General features: G+C 68.8%; 20 protein-coding genes and 1 tRNA gene. 4 read left to right on the top strand and 17 right to left on the bottom strand.

What is annotated here, in order from left to right:
* Nucleotides 1-8: 8 nt before the first annotated feature.
* The 5 genes from B6K69_RS04070 to B6K69_RS04090 all read right to left on the bottom strand — a co-directional run bounded on the left by B6K69_RS04070 (nt 9) and on the right by B6K69_RS04090 (nt 3,439).
* Nucleotides 9-188 carry a hypothetical protein gene (locus B6K69_RS04070; RefSeq protein WP_108642875.1) on the bottom strand — a complete coding sequence of 60 codons (180 nt, stop codon included), beginning with the start codon at nt 186-188 and terminating at the stop codon, nt 9-11.
* A 114-nt stretch (nt 189-302) separates the two neighbouring features.
* Complete coding sequence (locus B6K69_RS04075) at nt 303-698, bottom strand: carboxymuconolactone decarboxylase family protein (RefSeq protein WP_108642876.1); 396 nt, start codon at nt 696-698, stop codon at nt 303-305.
* Complete coding sequence (locus B6K69_RS04080) at nt 698-1,513, bottom strand: cyclase family protein (protein WP_164681878.1); 816 nt, start codon at nt 1,511-1,513, stop codon at nt 698-700. Before B6K69_RS04080 ends, B6K69_RS04075 begins: the two co-directional genes overlap by 1 nt.
* A 122-nt stretch (nt 1,514-1,635) precedes the next feature.
* Nucleotides 1,636-1,711 (bottom strand) — tRNA-Thr (locus B6K69_RS04085).
* Between the two features lie 51 nt (nt 1,712-1,762).
* Entirely contained in the window at nt 1,763-3,439 is a 1,677-nt protein-coding gene (locus B6K69_RS04090) for an ABC transporter permease (RefSeq protein ID WP_108642878.1), read from the bottom strand.
* Nucleotides 3,440-3,536: 97 nt separating this feature from the next.
* Here B6K69_RS04090 and B6K69_RS04095 point away from each other — a divergent pair, with 97 nt between their 5' ends.
* The gene (locus B6K69_RS04095) at nt 3,537-4,415 is read left to right on the top strand and encodes a hypothetical protein (protein ID WP_123876528.1); all 879 of its coding nucleotides are present in this window, start codon (nt 3,537-3,539) and stop codon (nt 4,413-4,415) included.
* Nucleotides 4,416-4,454: 39 nt separating this feature from the next.
* Here the strand turns inward: B6K69_RS04095 and B6K69_RS04100 are convergent, their stop codons facing one another.
* Nucleotides 4,455-4,709, bottom strand: a complete 255-nt coding sequence (locus B6K69_RS04100) for a DUF2312 domain-containing protein (protein ID WP_107674227.1) — start codon at nt 4,707-4,709, stop codon at nt 4,455-4,457.
* Nucleotides 4,710-4,848: 139 nt separating this feature from the next.
* On the opposite strand from B6K69_RS04100, the gene B6K69_RS04105 reads away from it, so the two are divergent.
* Nucleotides 4,849-5,064, top strand: coding sequence for a hypothetical protein (locus B6K69_RS04105; protein ID WP_107674226.1), 216 nt, complete (start codon nt 4,849-4,851; stop codon nt 5,062-5,064).
* An 11-nt stretch (nt 5,065-5,075) separates the two neighbouring features.
* Here B6K69_RS04105 and B6K69_RS04110 read toward each other — a convergent pair whose 3' ends face one another.
* The 3 genes from B6K69_RS04110 to B6K69_RS04120 all read right to left on the bottom strand — a co-directional run bounded on the left by B6K69_RS04110 (nt 5,076) and on the right by B6K69_RS04120 (nt 7,603).
* Nucleotides 5,076-6,899 carry an enoyl-CoA hydratase-related protein gene (locus B6K69_RS04110; RefSeq protein ID WP_108642880.1) on the bottom strand — a complete coding sequence of 608 codons (1,824 nt, stop codon included), beginning with the start codon at nt 6,897-6,899 and terminating at the stop codon, nt 5,076-5,078.
* 106 nt (nt 6,900-7,005) lie between these two features.
* The gene (locus tag B6K69_RS04115) at nt 7,006-7,236 is read right to left on the bottom strand and encodes a hypothetical protein (protein WP_108642881.1); all 231 of its coding nucleotides are present in this window, start codon (nt 7,234-7,236) and stop codon (nt 7,006-7,008) included.
* 34 nt (nt 7,237-7,270) lie between these two features.
* A complete protein-coding gene (locus B6K69_RS04120; protein WP_107674223.1) occupies nt 7,271-7,603 on the bottom strand; it encodes a TraR/DksA family transcriptional regulator in 333 nt (110 codons plus the stop codon).
* A gap of 153 nt (nt 7,604-7,756) precedes the next feature.
* Here B6K69_RS04120 and B6K69_RS04125 point away from each other — a divergent pair, with 153 nt between their 5' ends.
* Both B6K69_RS04125 and B6K69_RS04130 read left to right on the top strand, forming a co-directional pair.
* Nucleotides 7,757-8,620, top strand: a complete 864-nt coding sequence (locus B6K69_RS04125; RefSeq protein ID WP_108642882.1) for an MBL fold metallo-hydrolase — start codon at nt 7,757-7,759, stop codon at nt 8,618-8,620.
* Nucleotides 8,621-8,704: 84 nt separating this feature from the next.
* Entirely contained in the window at nt 8,705-9,145 is a 441-nt protein-coding gene (locus tag B6K69_RS04130; protein WP_107674221.1) for a protein tyrosine phosphatase family protein, read from the top strand.
* 4 nt (nt 9,146-9,149) lie between these two features.
* Here the strand turns inward: B6K69_RS04130 and B6K69_RS04135 are convergent, their stop codons facing one another.
* The 8 genes from B6K69_RS04135 to B6K69_RS04170 form a co-directional block, all read right to left on the bottom strand.
* Entirely contained in the window at nt 9,150-10,148 is a 999-nt protein-coding gene (locus B6K69_RS04135) for a FliM/FliN family flagellar motor switch protein (RefSeq protein WP_108642883.1), read from the bottom strand.
* Between the two features lie 79 nt (nt 10,149-10,227).
* Nucleotides 10,228-12,915, bottom strand: a complete 2,688-nt coding sequence (locus B6K69_RS04140; protein WP_108642884.1) for an ATP-binding protein — start codon at nt 12,913-12,915, stop codon at nt 10,228-10,230.
* Between the two features lie 4 nt (nt 12,916-12,919).
* Nucleotides 12,920-13,186 carry a hypothetical protein gene (locus B6K69_RS04145; protein ID WP_107674218.1) on the bottom strand — a complete coding sequence of 89 codons (267 nt, stop codon included), beginning with the start codon at nt 13,184-13,186 and terminating at the stop codon, nt 12,920-12,922.
* A 1-nt stretch (nt 13,187) separates the two neighbouring features.
* Nucleotides 13,188-13,574 (bottom strand): response regulator transcription factor, encoded by a 387-nt coding sequence (locus tag B6K69_RS04150; RefSeq protein ID WP_107674217.1) that lies wholly within the window; start codon nt 13,572-13,574, stop codon nt 13,188-13,190.
* 122 nt (nt 13,575-13,696) lie between these two features.
* On the bottom strand, nt 13,697-14,989 hold the full coding sequence (locus tag B6K69_RS04155) for a helix-turn-helix transcriptional regulator (protein WP_108642885.1): 1,293 nt from the start codon (nt 14,987-14,989) through the stop codon (nt 13,697-13,699).
* A 44-nt stretch (nt 14,990-15,033) separates the two neighbouring features.
* Nucleotides 15,034-15,447 carry a hypothetical protein gene (locus B6K69_RS04160; RefSeq protein WP_108642886.1) on the bottom strand — a complete coding sequence of 138 codons (414 nt, stop codon included), beginning with the start codon at nt 15,445-15,447 and terminating at the stop codon, nt 15,034-15,036.
* 115 nt (nt 15,448-15,562) lie between these two features.
* Nucleotides 15,563-16,546, bottom strand: coding sequence for an ABC transporter substrate-binding protein (locus tag B6K69_RS04165; RefSeq protein ID WP_108642887.1), 984 nt, complete (start codon nt 16,544-16,546; stop codon nt 15,563-15,565).
* A 43-nt stretch (nt 16,547-16,589) separates the two neighbouring features.
* On the bottom strand, nt 16,590-17,369 hold the full coding sequence (locus B6K69_RS04170; protein WP_108644763.1) for an ABC transporter permease: 780 nt from the start codon (nt 17,367-17,369) through the stop codon (nt 16,590-16,592).
* Nucleotides 17,370-17,416 lie beyond the last annotated feature (47 nt).

Consider the following 17,416-nt stretch of genomic DNA (forward strand, 5'->3'; position numbering starts at 1 on the left):
GGCGGGTCTCAGATGTAGAATCTGGCCCCCATGATGCGATGAACCTCGCCCACGCGGGTCAGCCCGCGGGCGGCAAGGTCTTCGTCCGTGGTGGCATTCAGCCGGTTCAGCGCCCGCACATCGGGCCGGGATTCGGCCAGCGCGACAAGGCGGCGCCACAAGGCATTCGGTCTGGTGGACGTGAACATGGGATACCCTTTGGTCAGGATGTCCCCCCTTTCCGCATCTTGCCGCAGCGCAGCAATGCGCGATAGTGCGCCCGCAGCAATTCGGCCATGCCGTCAGGGTATGGCTTCCCCGCCCTATGCCTTGAACCGCGCGTCCACCTCGACCTGAAGCGCATGGACCAGCGCATTGGTCTGCGCCGCCATCCCGACGACCGCCAGAAGCTCGGCGTGCATCTCGGGCGTCATGCCTTTGGCGCGGGCCGCGGCGGTGTGGCTGTGGATGCAATAGGAACAGCCGTTCGCCACCGAGACGGCGATATAGACCATCTCCTTCACCAGCGGGTCCAGCGCGCCCGGGGCCATGACCTGCTGAAGCCGGTCCCAGGTGGCCTGCAACAGCGGCGGATCATTGGCCAGCGCGCGCCAGAAGTTGTTGACGTAATCGGTCTGCCGTTTCGCCCGGATGTCGTCGAAAACGGCGCGGGCCTCGGGTGCGGCCGCCTCGTCCGTCAGCAGGGGAACGGTGCCCATCAGACCACCGCCAGCACGCGGGCCGGGCCGCCTGTGCCGCCCTTGTGCTTGGGGGCGCCGACAAAGGCCGTGGCGCCGGCGGGCGGCAACTGATCCAGGTTCGCCAGATTCTCGATCCCGAACCGGCCCCCGGGAAGCCAACTGTTGTGCACCGCGAAATCGGCGGAATTTCCGGGGTCCAGCGACAGGGTATCCACCCCGATCGCGGCCACGTCCAGCGTGGCCAGCAGGTCGGTGGCCGCCTTGGAAAAGCCGGGGAAGGCGAACTTGCCATCCGGGGTGTTGCGGAATTCGGGGCTGCCCACCTTGGCCGCCCAGCCGGAATGAAACGCCACCAGCGCCCCGGCGGGAATCTCGCCATGGGCGGACACCCAGGCCTCGATATCCTCGGGCGCGACCGTGGCATTGGCGTCGTCCTTCGCCTTGGCACTGATGTCGATGATGCACAGCGGGCAGACCAGCCGCTCGGGCGCCAGATCGGCGACCGAGGTGCCATCGGCGGTGAAATGCAGCGGCGCGTCGATATGGGTGCCGGTGTGTTCGTAGATCGTCAGCTTCCAGAGCTGGTAGCCCGAGTCGGCGAACTTGACCGCCGGTTCGTAAAGGATGCCCGGAACACCGTCGAAGGTGGGAAAGCTGCCATCATAGGCATGGGTCAGGTCCACCACCCGGCCGGCGGCCTGCGCCAGCGCGGGCCGGGCCGAGGTCAGCCCCGAGGCCACCACCGCGGCGGTGGTGGCGGCCGCCGCGGCAAACAGCGCGCGGCGGCTGAGCATCGAGGCTTTGACAGAGTCGATCAGGCAAGCGTCACACATCGGTCGGTCTCCCGGTTGGGGCGGCAGCTTGGCCGCGCGGCTGACGTAGGGGCGCACCATCGGCGCCCGTGCAGCGTTCCACCGCAGGATGCGCCGGTCAAGGGAAGGTTTGGGTTGAAATCTGGTGCCCCCAGAGGGACTTGAACCCCCGACCCCCTGATTACAAATCAGATGCTCTACCAGCTGAGCTATAGGGGCACACGGGGGCTGTTTAGCGCAGGCGGGCGGGGGGGTGCAAGCGTCGGGGTGTCAGGTCTGCCCGGAACGTGCGATGGGGATCACCGCGACCAGCCCCACGGCCATGACCAAAAGCGCGGCGGGGGCGGCTTCGGACAGGCGCTCCAGCGAGGCCAGTTCGAAGACGCGCGTGGCCAGGGTGTTGTAATTGAATGGCCGCAGCAGCAGCGTCGCGGGCAGTTCCTTGACGCAATCGACGAAGACAACCAGCAGCGCCGTCAGGACCGAGCCGCGCATCATCGGCAGATAGACCGCTATCAGCGTGCCGCCGGGGCTGCGGCCCAGCGACCGGGCCGCCAGCGGCAGCGAAGGCGAGACCCGGCCGAAGGCGGTTTCGACCGCCCCCTGCGCCACTCCGAAGAACCGCACCACATAGGCCAGCCCCAGCGCAAAGGCGGTGCCGGTGATCAGCAGGCCGGGATCGTGGCCGGTCAGCGCCTCGATCCCGTCGGCAAGGCGATGGTCCAGCGCCGCCAGCGGCAACAGCAGGCCCACCGCCAGCACCGCGCCGGGGGTGGCATAGCCCAGCGTGGTCAGCGGCAGCACGATGCGGCCGGCCGGATGCGCCGAAAGCCGCAGGCCATAGACCAGCAGCAGCGCCAGCGTGACCGTGACCAGCGCCGCGCCGCCGCCGGCGACCAGCGTGTTGACCAGCGCCTTGAACAGACCGGGTGCCAGCCATTGCGCCGGGGCCTGTGCCGAGTGGTAGGCCATGACCGCGACCGGCAGCACGAAGCCCAGCGTGAAGGGCACAAGGCAGGCCGCCAGCGCCGCCAGCCCGCGCAGGCCGGTCAGCGGCTGGCGCTCGATCGGGCGTTGGGCGCGGGACAGGCGGTGAAAACGGGCGTTGCGGCGCGAAAGCCGCTCCAGCGTGACAAGAACCAGGATCAGCGTCAGCACCACACCGGCGATCTGCGCCGCGCCGCCGGCATTGCCGCCATCCAGCCAGGTGGTGAAGATGCCGGTGGTAAGGGTCTGCACCCCGAAGTGATGCACGGTGCCGTAGTCGGCCACCGTCTCCATCAGCGCCAGCGATACGCCCACGGCAATGGCGGGCCGCGCCATCGGCAGGCCAACCCGCGCGAACAGGCCCCAAGGCCCCTGCCCCAGCGCGCGGGCCACCTCATAGGTGCAGCCCGACTGTTCGCGAAAGGCCGCGCGGGCCAGCAGATAGACATAGGGGTAGAAGGCCGCCGACAGCACCAGCGCCGCCCCCCAGAGCGAGCGGGTCTGCGGGAACCAGTAGTCGCGGGCGCTGGTCCAGCCCATGGCCTGCCGCAGCGCCGATTGCACCGGACCGGCGAAATCCAGCAGGTCGACAATGGCATAGGCGCCGACATAGGCCGGAATCGCCAGCGGGAAGAACAGCGCGAAATCCAGCCAGTTGCGGCCCGGAAAGCGATACATCGACACCAGCCAGGCCGCGCCCGTGCCCATGGCGGCGGTCAGCACCGCCACCGACAGCATCAGGATCAGCGTGGTGGTCAGATAGCGGGGCAAGACACTGGCCATCAGATGCGGCCAGATGTTTTCGGTCGGATGGAAGGCGATCCAGACGACCGAGACCACCGGCGCCAGCACCAGCACCGCAATCAGCGCGGCCCCCACGCTCCACAGGTCCGGCAGCAGCGATGCGAAGGACCGGCGCCGCAGGGCCGCGGCTGGCTGTTGAGTATTTTGGTCGGACATAAATGCGGGTTAGCCGAATCCGGTTTCCCTGTAAAGAAAAGCCCGTATAGTCCGGCGCGGCCTGCATCCGCCGAACAGAAAGAGTCGAGCCCGTTCCTTGAATATGCGTATTGTTTATCACCTCGGCGCCCATTGCACCGATGAAGAGCGGCTGATCCGCTGCCTGCTGAAGAACCGCGTGGCGCTTGCCGCACAGGGCATCCTGGTGCCGGCTCCGACGCGGTATCGCCGGCTGCTGCGCGATACGGCGGTGCAGTTGAAGGGGGCGGCGTCCGACGCCGAGATCCAGACCATCGTCATGGAACAACTGGTCGAGGACAACCAGGCCTCGCGCGTTGTGCTAAGCTGGGACAGTTTCCTCAGCTTTCCGCAATGGGTGCTGAACGGCCAGATGTACACGTTCGCGGGCGAACGCATCCGCGCCTTTACCCGCATCCTGCCGCAGAACGAGGCCGAGTTTCATCTGGCGCTGCGCAATCCGGCAACCTTCGTTCCGGCGCTGTTCGAAAAGCAGCGCGCCCGCCCCTATGAGGATTTCATCCGCGGCACCTATCCGGCCGAACTGCGCTGGTCGCTGGTGGTGCGTCAGATCCTGGCGCAAAACCCGGGCGTGCCGCTGGTCATCTGGTGCGATGAGGACACGCCGCTGATCTGGCCCGAGGTGTTGCAGGCGGTGTCGGGCCATGCCGATGGCACCGAACTGACGGATACCGATGAACTTCTGGCCGCGATCATGTCGCCCGAAGGGCTGGCCCAGTTGAAGGCCTATCTGGTGGCACATCCGCCGGCGTCGATCCAGCAGCGGCGCCGGATCGTGGCGGCGTTTCTGGACAAATACGCCCTGCCCGAGCGCATCGAGATGAGCATCGACCTGCCCGGCTGGACCGCCGAGCTGGTGGAGGAAATCACCGCCGCCTATTACGAGGACGTGGCCCTGATCCGGCAGATGCCGGGCGTCACCTTCATCGCGCCCTGATCGGGCGCGACAGGGCGACCGGCGGGGTGATCAGCAGGATCAGCTCATGCCCAAAGCGGTCTTGTACATCTCCAGCACCGCTTCCTCTTCGGCAATGTCGTCGGGCTTGCGCTTGCGCAGCGCCACGACCTTGCGCAGAACCTTGGTGTCATAGCCACGGCCCTTGGCCTCGGCCATCAGTTCCTTCTGCTGTTCGGCCACGTCCTTCTTTTCGGCCTCAAGCTGCTCGTAACGCTCGATGAACTGGCGCAGTTCGTCGGCGGCGATGGAATAGCTGTCGGGCGCGTCGGCCATGGGAACATCCTGCCTTTCGGGGTGATCGGGCCGTCAGATAGCCCGGCGCGGCGGGGCGATTCAACCCCCCTCATCAGACTTGCGCGGGCGGTGCGCAGCCGTTAGCCAAGGGGCGCCGCAACCGCAGGAAGGAACGACAATGCAGATGCTGGTCTGGGCAGGCGCGCTGGTTTCCCTTTGCGGCATCGCGGGCCTTGTCTATTGCGTGTTGCGCGCCCTGAAGGCCCGCCGCGCCGGCCTGACGGATGACGCGATGCGGGCCGAGTTGCAGCGCGTGGTCGTCATCAACATGGGCGCGCTGGCGCTGTCGGCGCTGGGGCTGATGCTGGTGGTGACCGGGCTTTTCCTGCGCTGAGGCGCGCAAGCTCAGTCTGCCCCGTTCAGGTCTGCCCGGTTCAGGTCTGACAACGACAGGCCTTCGGCGATCAGATGGTCGATCAGCGGATGCGGCGCCCAGAGGGGATCATCGTCGCGCCAGTGTTGCAGGTCGGCCCGCAACACCAGAAGGCCCCGAAGAGACGCCTGATACATCGGCCCGCCGCGCCAGCGCGGCATCCCGTGGCCGGCCACCATGAGCCAGTCAATGTCCGACGGGCAGCGCGCAACGCCGGCGTCCAGCAGGCGCAGGCCTTCATTCGCCATGGCGGCCAGCCAGCGCCGCAGGATTTCGGGCCGGGGCATGGCGCGCGCGGCAACAGGGGCCGGGTCGGGATCGGCCAGCGCCGGGGTGGCCTGGCCGAATTCATCCAGCGCGGCGGCGATGCTGTCGCGCGGAACGCCCAGTGCCAGCAGCCGGGCCAGGGCCGCCCGGCCCGCCCCCGACACGCGCCGCCCCACCACGGGCAGCCCGTTCACCAGCACCGGAGACAGGCCAAGCCGGCGCAGCAGCAGCACGGTCGCGGCCACGGGGCCGGGCGGCGCGTCGGGCGGCACGGCCAGTTCGCAACTGCGGGCCGAAGGCGACAGGGCCAGCCCCAGCGCGCCCTCGGCCCCGCCCAGCACAAGCTGCGGAACAGAGGGGCCACGGGCGGCAAGGCGGGCGAAATCGGCATCGGCCTGCGCATGGATGACCAGCCGCGCCGACGCCAGCGACGCCGCATCGACAAGCGGAAACAGGCGGGATCGGTCGGCATCGCGCTGCAGCGGCGTCAGCCGGCGGAGACGGATTTCCTCATCCTGCCGCGCGGCGATCCAGTCTTGCGCACGGTCCAGACGGGCGGCGTCGGCATCGAACCAACTGACGCGCATCCCCTGCCCCAGCGCCATCAGCGCCAGCGTCGCGAATTGCGGCGCGCCGCCGGACAGGCCCAGATGGGTGATTTCGCGCGGCCGCACCTTCGCCACCGCCGCCGGCAGGCGCGCGGCATGGCGTTCGGCCCGGGCCACGGCCATCAGGCCCTGCGCCTCGGGCGTGGCGGCCAGGTCTTCGCGGGCCACGGACTCCATCGCCAAGCCGGCCTCGAAGGGCAGGTAAAGCGACGCCTCGACGCAGTCGATGATCCGCTTCGGGGCGGGCAGCACACCGCGCAGAGCCTCGGCGCGGGCGGCGGCAATGGCGGCGGCATGGGTCTGCGGGTCGGACTGGCGGTCATGGCGCAGCGCGGTCGGGCGCGGGCCGGGCATCGTGGCCCCCTGCGCCACGGCGGCCGCCTCAAGCGCACTGTCCACCACCCGATCAACCAGCCCGATCTCCAGCGCCTCGGCCGCCGTTGCCGGACGGCCGCGCAGCAGCAGCGCGATGGCCTCGATGGTGCCCACAAGGCGGGGCAGCCGCTGGGTTGTGCCGGCGCCGGGCACAAGGCCCAGGCCCACATCGGCAAAGGCAAGACGGGTCAGCGGGCTTGCCACACGGACATGTGCCGCCAGCGCCAGTTCCGCCGCAGCGCCGATCACCAGCCCGTTCAGGGCCATCACCACCGCCTGCGGATGCCGGTCAACCGCGGCGCACAGCTCGCCCAGGGTTGGGCGGGCGCTCTCATCGCCGGCGCAGTCCAGCGCGGTCGGGACCGAGAAGTTGCGACCTTCGGCCCGGATCACCACCGCACGACCGGCCCCTGCCCCGGTCAGCCCGCGCAACAGCGCCGCCCGGACCGGCGGAGACAGGTCGTTGGCCGGCGGGTTGTCGATTGACAGCACCAGCACGTCGCCAGAAATTTCCTCGCGAACCAGCGCAGGTTCAGCTTCCGTCATACGGCTCCCCGGGGCCGGGTTCGGCCTTTCCACAAGGACTTAACCTGAAAGCACAGGCTCTTGGCAACCCGTTGCCATGCGCGGCGGCGGTTTCAGACCGGCAATGTCAGACCGGCATGTTGTCGAAACCGTCCTCGATCGCGGCGTCCTCGGCCCGGCGCCGGGCCTCGTCATCGCCGGTCAAGGCCGTCTCGGGCGGCGCGGACGGCACCAGTGCCGCCAACAGACGCATCTCGGCGGTCAGCACGTCCATCATGGCTTTCTGCCCCGCCGCCGCAAGGTCAAGGCTTTCCTCGGCAAGCCGGGTGATCGGGTCCTGGTCTTTTCCGGTGGTCATGGTCGCTCCTCCTCCCATGCGCCACGCGTCCGGGTCAGGGGGCGCAGCTACGGCAAAACGGTGTGAACGGCACGACATCCAGACGCTCGGCGGCGATCTCGGCCCCGCATTTCGCGCAATAGCCGTATTCGCCTTCTTCGATGCGCTGAAGCGCCGCCTCGATCCTGCGGATTTCCGCCTGCCCCGAGGCCCCCGCGGCCTCAAGAACCTCATCGCCCTCGCGCTCGACCGCGGCTTCTTCCCAGTCGCGCTCGACATGGGAATCCAGCTCGGTCTCAATCGCGGCAAGGCGGGCCCTGAGATCGGCAAGGCGGGCCTCCATCACGGCCTTGCGGGCGGCGATGCCGGGGTCTGCGGCTTTGGTCATTCTGGGCTCCTTCCCTTGCCGCGAAATCCTGCGCCTTGGCCGGGTCTTTCGCCTTGACGCAGGTCAATGCCGGAAACCGTGGCCCGGCGGCCCCCGCTGGAAACCGGGCGGGATTTTCCCTAGACTGTCAGAACACCAAGTCAGGATAGCAGCATGTCGCCCGCGGTTCACGCCTTCTTCGACGAAGCCACCAACACGATCACCTATCTGGTGCGCGACCCCGAAGGCCGCGCCTGTGCGGTGATCGATTCCGTGCTGGATTTCGACTATGCCTCGGGGCGCACCGACACCAGGTCCGCCGATGCGGTGATCGCCTTCATCCGTGACAATGACCTTGCCCTTGAATGGGTGCTGGAAACCCATGTCCACGCCGACCACCTGTCGGCCGCGCCCTATATCCAGGAACGGCTGGGCGGGCAGATCGGCATTGGCGACCGGATCACCGTGGTGCAGGAAACCTTTGGCAAGATCTTCAACGAAGGCACCCGGTTCCAGCGCGACGGCAGCCAGTTCGACCGGCTGTTCCGCGATGGCGACAGCCTGATGATCGGGCAGATGCGGGCCAATGTGCTGCACACGCCCGGCCATACCCCGGCCTGCCTGACCTATGTCATCGGCGACGCGGCCTTTGTCGGCGACACGCTTTTCATGCCCGATTTCGGCACCGCCCGCTGCGATTTCCCCGGTGGCAGCGCCGAAACCATGTGGGAGTCGATCCAGAAGATCCTGTCCCTGCCCGAAGCGACGCGGATCTTCGTCGGCCATGACTACAAGGCCGAGGGGCGCGATCACTATGCCTGGGAAACCACGGTGGGCGACCAGAAGCGGCTGAACCGGCATATCGGCGCCGGCAAGTCGCGCGAAGATTTCATCGCGCTGCGGCAGGCGCGCGATGCCACGCTGGCCATGCCGCGGCTGATCATCCCGTCCTTGCAGGTGAACATGCGCGCCGGCCAGATGCCCGAGCCCGAGGAGAACGGCAAAAGCTATCTCAAGGTGCCGATCAACGGGCTGTGACGGCGGGGCTTCCGCTGGCCGCGGCGCGGGGCTAAGGTCGCCGCGCCCGCCTGTCCCGCCCGCCCTTGCCGAAGGATCGCCCCCATGGATATTCGCCCGTTGACGCCCGGCTATGCCGTCTCGCCGCAGATCGAACCGTCGGACCTGCCGGCGATCAAGGCCGCCGGCTATGTGATGGTGATCGACAACCGCCCCGATGGCGAGATCCCGCCCCATCTGCACACCGCCGAAATGCGCCGCGCCGCCGAGGCGCTGGGGCTGACCTTCGTCGCCAACCCGGTGATCGGCGGCGCGCTGACGATGGAGAATGTCACCGCGCAGGCGCAGGCCATGGCGGCGGCCACCGGGCCGGTCTTTGCCTATTGCGCCAGCGGCAACCGCTGTTCGGTGGTCTGGGCGCTGACGCAGGCCGGCAGCCGCCCCGCGGATGAGCTGATCGGGGTTCCGGCCCGGTTCGGCTACAACCTTGAACCCCTGCGCGGCCAGATCGAGGCGCTGGCCGCCCAGCGCGGCGCGGCGGGCTGACCCGCTACCCTGTCGCCAGAAACGCCGGATCGGCACCGTCGCCGAAGGCCGGACCATTGACCGCTGGCCGGTCCTGCGGGCGCTGTCCGGGCGGCGGAATCACGGCCACGGCGCCCTGCCCGGCCTCGGGCGCGGCCAGACGCAGGGCGCGCTGACCGCGATGCTGGCCCAGCGTGGCGCGCGCGACCGACCGGCCATCGCCCCCTTGCAGCGCGATCCGGTCCAGCGCGGCCTCGGGCAGCGGCAGCACAAGGCCGGGGGCAAGGCCCGTCACCGCCGACAGGGGCAGCGACAGCCGGGCGATCACCGCATCCAGCGTGACCCCGGCGCCCGAAACCGCTTCGGCCAGGCCCTGCGCAAAGGCGGTGGCGCCTTCGGGGGGCGTTTCACCGGCGGGGCCATCGGCCGGCATCCCGCCCGGCAGGCGGCCGCGGCTTTCGGCGGGCAATGCCAGCAGCACATGGCCGCTGCGCGCCCCGTCCGCCATGCTGACCGCAAGCTGCAGCACGCGATAGGGCTGATCCTCCAGCAGCAGGCCCAGCGGGCGCGGGTCTTCCAGGAACGAGGCATAGCGAAAGCCGCCAGCCCACAGCAGATCGGCCTCATCGGCCAGAAGCGCCTCAAGCTCGATCAGGGCGCGGTCGATCACGCCGGTCACCATGGCGGCATCGGTGCGGGTCGGGCGGCGCGGCGCGGGGGACTGGGGCGCGACGCGGCCGATGGTCTGCCGTTCGATCAGGGCGGCGGTCAGGTCGGGCGACAGCGCGATCAGCCCCAGCCCGCCGGCCGGCCCGTCCAGCAGCGCGATCAGCGCGCGGTCGGGCGGCAAGTCCAGCAGTTCGGCCAGACCGCGCCGGGCGATCTGCAGATCGGTCACGGTCAAGAGCAGGCCCACGCCATCGCGCGCGGCGCGGGCAAAGGCCAGCCGCCAGCCATGATCGGCGCCGGGGCTGCCTTCGGCGGCGCTGCCGCTGGTCACCTTGCGGCGCAGGATGTCATTCATGGGCCAATCCGTGCAAGGCGGGGCCCACCCGCGCGGCCCCGATCCCCGGCAGGCTATCCCCACCGCCGTTAGGAATGGGTTAAGCGGCTTTCGCCTCAAGCCGCAGCGGCAGGACAATGCGGAAGGCCGCCCCGCCCTGCCCCGGCAGATAGGCGATGGTGCCGCCCAGATTGGCCACGATCTCGCGGCAGATCGCCAGACCAAGCCCGGCGCCCTTGGCCCGCATCTCGCCCGGCAGGCGGCCGAACTTTTCAAAGATCAGGCCCTGCGCATCCTTGGGAATCCCGCTGCCGTTGTCGGCAATGTCGATGCGCACCCGGCCCGCCTTCATCTTGACCGCAATGCGGATTTCCGGCTGCGGCGCATCGCAGTATTTCCGCGCGTTCGAGATGAGGTTGATGAAGACCTGCGTCAGCCGGTCGGCATCGGTGCGCAGGAACAGGCTTTCCGCCGCCAGATCGCGCAGGATCACGAAGCGGGTCTCGGGCTTGATCTGTTCCGCCGCCTGGATCGAGCGGTCGATCATCTCGCGCAGGTTGGCCAGGCCCAGCGTCAGTTGCACCTTGCCGCTTTCCAGCACCGACAGGTCCAGAAGATCATCCAGCAACCGGGTCAGGCGGCGCGATTCGTCCTGAATGATGCGGCCGCTGCGCGCCACCATCGCGGGCGGCAGGTCGCCCTCGGCCAATATCTCGGAAAACGCCCGGATCGAGGTCATCGGCGTGCGCAGTTCATGGCTGATCTGGCTCAGGAAGGCGTCCTTCTGCACCGAAAGCTGGGTCAGCTTGTCATTCGCCTCGCGCAAGGCGGTGGCGGTGCGGGCCAGTTCCTCGCGCTGGTTTTCCAACTGGGCGGAATATTCCATCAGTTGTGCGCTTTCGCGCGCCACCGTCATCAGGTCATCCACCGTGACCGTGCCCTGCCCGGTGACATTGGCGATCATCGCATGGGCCGTGGCCGCCCCGACCGAGCCGGACAGCCGCTGTTCAAGATCCGACACGAAGGCGGGCGTCGGGTCGGGCAGGATCGACTGGCGCTTGCCCTGCGCGCGGGCGGCTTCCTCGAACAAGGTCTGGGCGGCTTCGTCGCCCAGGATGTGCTGCGCCATGACCAGCAGCGCCTCGGGTTCGACATGGCCGCCGCCCAGGCCGCGCGGGCGCAGCGGGCCTTCGAAGACATTGACGAAGGCCGCCCCCTGCAAGCGTTCCACCGGGCCGGGGAAGGTGATGACCGACCCCAGGAAGAAGGCGGTGCCGTTCAGGAACAGCGACCAGAACAGCGCGTGGATCAGCGGGTCCATCCCGTCGCTGCCGAACAGCGCCTGCGGCCGCAGCCAGCCGATGCCGGCGGGACCATCGGCCAGAAGACCGGCTGGGAACACCGCATCGGGGCCGAAGGACGGCAGGAACAGCGCATAGGCCCAGACGGCAAAGCCCACGATCAGCCCGGCAATGGCGCCGACCCGGGTGGCGCCGCGCCAGAAGATGCCGCCGATCATCGCCGGCAGGAACTGCGCCACCCCGGCAAAGGCGATCAGCCCGATCGAGGCCAGCGCGGCCGAGCCGCCCGACACATGGTAATAGCCATAGCCCATCGCCAGCACGACACCGATGGACACCCGCCGCGCGTTCAGCACCACCGCCCGCACGTCTTCGGAGATGGCCCCCGCCGGGCGCAGCCGCAGCCAGACCGGCAGGACGATGTGGTTCGACACCATGGTCGCCAGCGCGATCGCCTCGACGATCACCATCGAGGTGGCCGAGGAAAACCCGCCCAGAAAGGCCAGCATCGCCAGCGCCCCCTGCCCTTCGGTCAGGGGCAGGGTCAGGACGAACATGTCGGGGTTCGATCCGGCGGGAAGCCGCTCCATCCCCATCACGGCGATGGGCACGATGAACAGACTCATCAGCATCAGATAGGCGGGAAAGGCCCAGCTTGCGCGGGCCAGGTGGCCTTCGTCGTAGTTTTCCACCACCAGAACGTGGAACATGCGCGGCAGGCAGATCACCGCCACGCCCGCCAGCAGGATCAGCCCGGTCCAGCGGCCGGGGTTCATGGCCCAGCCGGTGATGGCCGAGGCGTCGATGCGCTGCATCATGCCCGACACGCCGCCCGCCAGCCCCCAGACCACGAAGATGCCCACCGCGATCAGCGCGAACAGCTTGACCACCGCCTCGACCGCGATGGCGGTGACGATGCCGTGGTGCTGCTCCTTGGCATCCAGGTTGCGGGTTCCGAACAGGATGGTGAACAGCGCCAGCCCCGCCGCCACCCAGATGGCCGTGGGGTCCGCCCCCAGCGGCGCCGATCCGTCGGGCGCGTGTTCGGCAAAGACGCCGAAGGACAGCACCACCGATTGCAGTTGCAGCGCGATATAGGGTGTGGTCGCCACCACCGCCATCAGCGTGACGATCACGCCCAGCAGGTTCGACTTGCCGAAGCGGGCCGAGATCAGGTCTGCGATGGAGGTTACCCGGTGCTGCCGGCCGATCCGCACCAGCTTGCGCAGAATCCACCACCAACCGATGAACACCAGCGTCGGGCCGAAGTAGATGGTCAGATACTCAAGCCCGGAGCGGGCGGCGTAACCGACCGCGCCATAGAACGTCCAGGCCGTGCAGTAGATCGACAGCGACAGCGTATAGACCAGCGGGCTGCGCAGCCAGCCCAGCCGCCCGCGCCGCGCCCGGCTTTCCACCAGAAAGGCCACCAGGAACAGCAGGATGACATAGGTGATGCAGGCCAGGACCAGCAGGTTGAAGGGCATCCTGTCAGTCCTCGTCCTCATCCGGTTCGCCATCACGGCGCGACAGGCCGGGCGCGATGGCAGCGGCCAGCACGATCATTCCCACCCAGAGGCCGAACAGATAGACCAGATCGCCGGAAAACCGCCGCCCTTCGTTGCCGGGCGGCGACCAGAGCAACGGCAGCAGCAGGAAGAACAGGCCGAACAGCGGCAACAGTCGCGCCGCATCGCGCAGGCGGCGGCGGCGATAGGGGATGCGCCCCAGAAACATCGGGCGCCGGGGGATTTTCATCTCAGCCCCGCGCCACGGGGGCACGGCCGGCCAGGGCGCGCACCTCGGCCAGAATCTCGGCATTGGCAAAGGGCTTGGCCATGAAACTGTCGGCCCCGGCGCGGGCGGCGGCCTCGCGGTCGCGGCTCTGGCCACGGGCGGTCAGCATCAGCACCGGCGTGGCGGCGGTGGAAGGGTCGCCCCGCAGCGCCGCCAGCACCTCCAGCCCCGACAGATCGGGCAGCATGTGGTCAAGGATGATCAGGTCCGGGGTGATGCGCTGCGCCGTGGCGGCGGCCCCGGTCCCTGTGGAAAGATGGGTCACCTGCCAGCCGTCGCGTGACAGGATGAAGCCGATGGCTTCGGCAATGTTCGGCTCGTCCTCGATCAGCAGGACATGCTGGCCCATGCGGTGCGATTCTCCCCCCGGTATCCCCCGTGTTCCCCCGCACCCGGCGGAACAGGCGGTCAGTATCGGCGGAAAGCCGCCCCCTGTCAAAACCCCCTGTCAAAAGCTGAGACGGCAAAAGATCAGGCGGCCGCTTCGCCCAGGATCGAGGGTTCGCGGCGGGCCGGACAGCCTCCGCGCGGGCAGATGCGGCAGGTGGGGCCAACGGGCAGAACCGCGCGCGTGCCCCGCGGCGCCGGGTCTGGCAGGATCAGCATCGCCGCCAGCCGCAGCTCCGGCCCGGCAAAGCCCAGCGGCAGGCGGGTTTCGGCAAAGGCCAGGCAGCGGAACACCTGCCCGTCGGGGCCAGGCGGGGCAACCAGCGCCTCGACCGGGGCGCCGGGCCGGCCAAGGGCGGCATAAAGCGGCCACAGCGGGCAGGCCGCGCCGAAGCGGGGCAGCGCGAAGCCGTCAGCCGGTTTGCGAAACAGCAGCGTGCCCGAGGCATCGCAGGTGACCAGCCCCGCCTTGGCACCGGGCAGCAGCGCAATCCGCCGCATCGCCGCCAGAAGACCGCAGCCAAAGCGGGCGGCAAGGCGGGCCGGATCGGGGCCATCCTCGGCCAGCGCCTGGGCAAAGGCGGGCTGCGGCAGGGCGGCGGCATCTTCCGCCACCTGCGCCACATGCGCCCGCGCCAGCACCCGCGCCGCGCCCGAGGCCAGCGCCTCCAGCTCCGGCCCCAGCGCGGCGGGATCGCCGCCTTCCACCTCGGGCAGGTGCCAGCCGCGCGCCGCCAGCCACAGTTCCACCTCATCCTGCGGGGCGGTCACGCCTTCGTCGGCGGCGGCTTCCGATCGGTCCAGATAGGCCACCAGCGCCTCGGCCCCCTCGGCCAGACGTTCGCTGTCCTGATAAAGGTTGCGGTGGAACCTGTCGCGCCAGTCGGCGGCAAGGTCGGGCGTTTCGGCCAGAATGGCGGCGGTGGCGCGCACCCCGGCCAGCGCCGACAGCAGTTCATGCAGGGCCGCCGACAGGTGCGGGTCATGGCTGAGACGGTCATTCAGCGCGGCAACCGCGCGCTCCAGCGCCACGCTGCGGCCATGCAGCGCGGCGGTCAGCGCCGCCCAGCCGGGGAAGCGACCGGCGAAATCCTCGGCCCGCGCCACCTCGGCCTCGGCGGCGGGCAAGGCGGCGGCGGCAGAGCGCAGGTCGTCCAGCAGCGCCCCGGCCGAGGCTTCGGCCAGCGCCTGCGGTTCGATCCCAAGCGCCGCGGCCAGCCGGGCCAGCACCTCGGGCGTCACGTTGCGGCGGTTGTGTTCGATCAGGTTCAGGTAGGACGGCGAAATCGCCGCGCGTTCCGCCAGATCGGCCTGCCGCAACCCGGCGGCAAGCCGGCGTTCGCGCAACCGTGTTCCGGTCAAGGCGGTCATCGGCATGGCGCGGCCCCTCCTGTAAAAGGTTTGTCAAATTGACACGGGCTTTACAAGCCACCCTCCTCCATCGAGGGGAAGCGATGGCCGTAGAAGGACAGTGCCCGCCAGGCACAATCCTGCAAGGCCAGGAACAGCGCCCGATCCTCGGGCCGGGTCGGATCGGCGGTCTCGGCCGCCAGCGCGGCCCGCCCCGCGCCCAGCGCGCTGCCGGCACGCCCGCGCCAGAACAGGATCTGCTCATCCAGGAACCGCGCCAGCCGGGCATCGGCCCCGCGGCTGCGGTCGTCGATGCGTTCGGCCACGGCAAGGCAGAACGCCGCCTCGGCCTCAGGGCCCGGCAGGCCGCGCAGCCAGGCGGGCGGTGCGCGCTGCCCATCGCGCCAGACCAGCACGAACAGCCCCGCCAACAGCGCCGCGCCAAGAAGAACGCCCAGACCGATCCGCCAGATTCCGCCCTGCATGTGCCCGCCCCACCGCCGCGCGGCAGTCTGGCGGGCACAGGTTAACAACGCCTGAGCAAACGCAAACGCGCCCGGGGTTGCCCCCGGGCGCGGCTGTCCCGTCAGGCCGCTGCGGTTATTGCAGCGCCTTGTCGGTGATCGCGTGGGTCCAGGCCCCTTCCGGCGCCTTGGTGATGACAGCATCCGACCCGCCCGACATCAGCGCATCGACGGTGCGCTGATAATCGGCCTCGTCCAGCGCGCCGTTCGACCCGGCGGTCAGCTTGGCCACTTCGCCCATCATGCGCTTCTGATGCGCTTCGGTCTGGGCGCCGGTCTCGTCATTTTCCAGCACGATCATCGCGGCTTCGTCGGGGTTCTCTTCCGCCCACTTCCAGCCTTTCATCGAAGCACGGACGAACTTGACCATCTTGTCCTGGAAGGCCGCATCCGACAGCTTGTCTTCCATGACATAAAGCCCGTCTTCCAGCGTCGCCACGCCTTCGGTGGTGTAGTTGAAGTTCACCAGTTGCTCGGGCGTGATGCCGGCGTCGATGACCTGCCAGTATTCGTTATAGGTCATGGTCGAGATGCAGGCGGCCTGCTTTTGCAGCAGCGGATCGACGTTGAAGCCCTGCTTCAGCACCGTCACGCCATCGGGCGAACCGTCGGTCTTCAGGCCGAGCTTGCCCATCCAGTTCAGGAACGGATATTCGTTGCCGCCGAACCAGACGCCCAGCGTCTTGCCCTTGAAATCGGCCGGCGTCGCCACGCCCGATTCCTTGAGACAGGTAAGCTGCATCCCCGACGACTTGAACGGCTGGGCGATGTTCACCAGCGCCAGCCCCTTTTCGCGGGCAGCCAGCGCGGACGGCATCCAGTCCACCACCACATCGGCACCGCCGCCGGCGATCACCTGGGTCGGGGCCACATCGGGGCCACCCGGCAGGATGGTGACGTTCAGACCCTCTTCCTCATAAAAGCCCTTGTCCTTGGCCACGTAATAGCCGGCGAACTGGGCCTGCGTGACCCATTTCAACTGCAGGGTCACATCCTCGGCCCAGGCCCCGCCCGCCGCCAGCAGCCCGGCAAGCAACGTCCCCGTCATCACTTTCTTCATGGCTTCCTCTCCTGTTGCAGGCCTGTCTTGCGGCCCATTTTGATTAGCGACGCTGTGACGGGTGCCAGAAGGTCACCCGCTTTTCGATCTGTGCGACCAGCCCATAGAAGGCCGATCCGGCAACCGCGGCAACGGCAATCTCGGCCCAGATCATGTCCAGCGCAAGCTGCCCGATCGAGGCGTTGATGCGGAACCCCATGCCAACGATGGGGCTGCCGAAGAACTCGGCCACGATGGCGCCGATCAGCGCCAGCGTGGTGGCGATCTTCAGCCCGTTGAACAGGAAGGGCAGCGCCGCGGGGAACCGCAGTTTCCACAGCGTCTGCCAATAGCTGGCGTGCCAGGTGGCCATCTGGTCGCGCTGCATGGCATCGGTCGCCTTCAGACCCGCGACCATGTTCACCAGCACCGGGAAGAACACCATGACCACCACCACGGCGGCCTTGGACTGCCAGTCGAAGCCGAACCACATCACCATGATCGGCGCGATGCCGACGATGGGCAGCGCGGCCACGAAATTGCCCACCGGCAGCAGGCCGCGTTGCAGGAAGGGGTTGCGGTCCACCGCGATGGCCGCCGCCACGGCGGCGGCGCAGCCGATCAGCCAGCCGGTCAGCGCGCCTTTCAGGCCGGTCTGCACGAAATCGGCCCAAAGCGTGGGGCCGCTGCCCGCAATCCGCGCGGCAATCGCCGAAGGGGCCGGCAGAATGACCGGCGACACCGCGAATAGCCGCACCACCAGTTCCCACAGCACCAGAAGCGTCACCCCGAACAGCGCCGGCACCAGCCAGCGCGGCAAGGAGCCCCTGCCCTGCGCGATCATCGCGTTGATCGCCCAGGCGCCCAGCCAGATCGACAGGACCGTGCCCA

It is taken from the genome of Pseudogemmobacter blasticus (genome assembly GCF_003071405.1).
Taxonomy (GTDB): domain Bacteria; phylum Pseudomonadota; class Alphaproteobacteria; order Rhodobacterales; family Rhodobacteraceae; genus Pseudogemmobacter; species Pseudogemmobacter blasticus.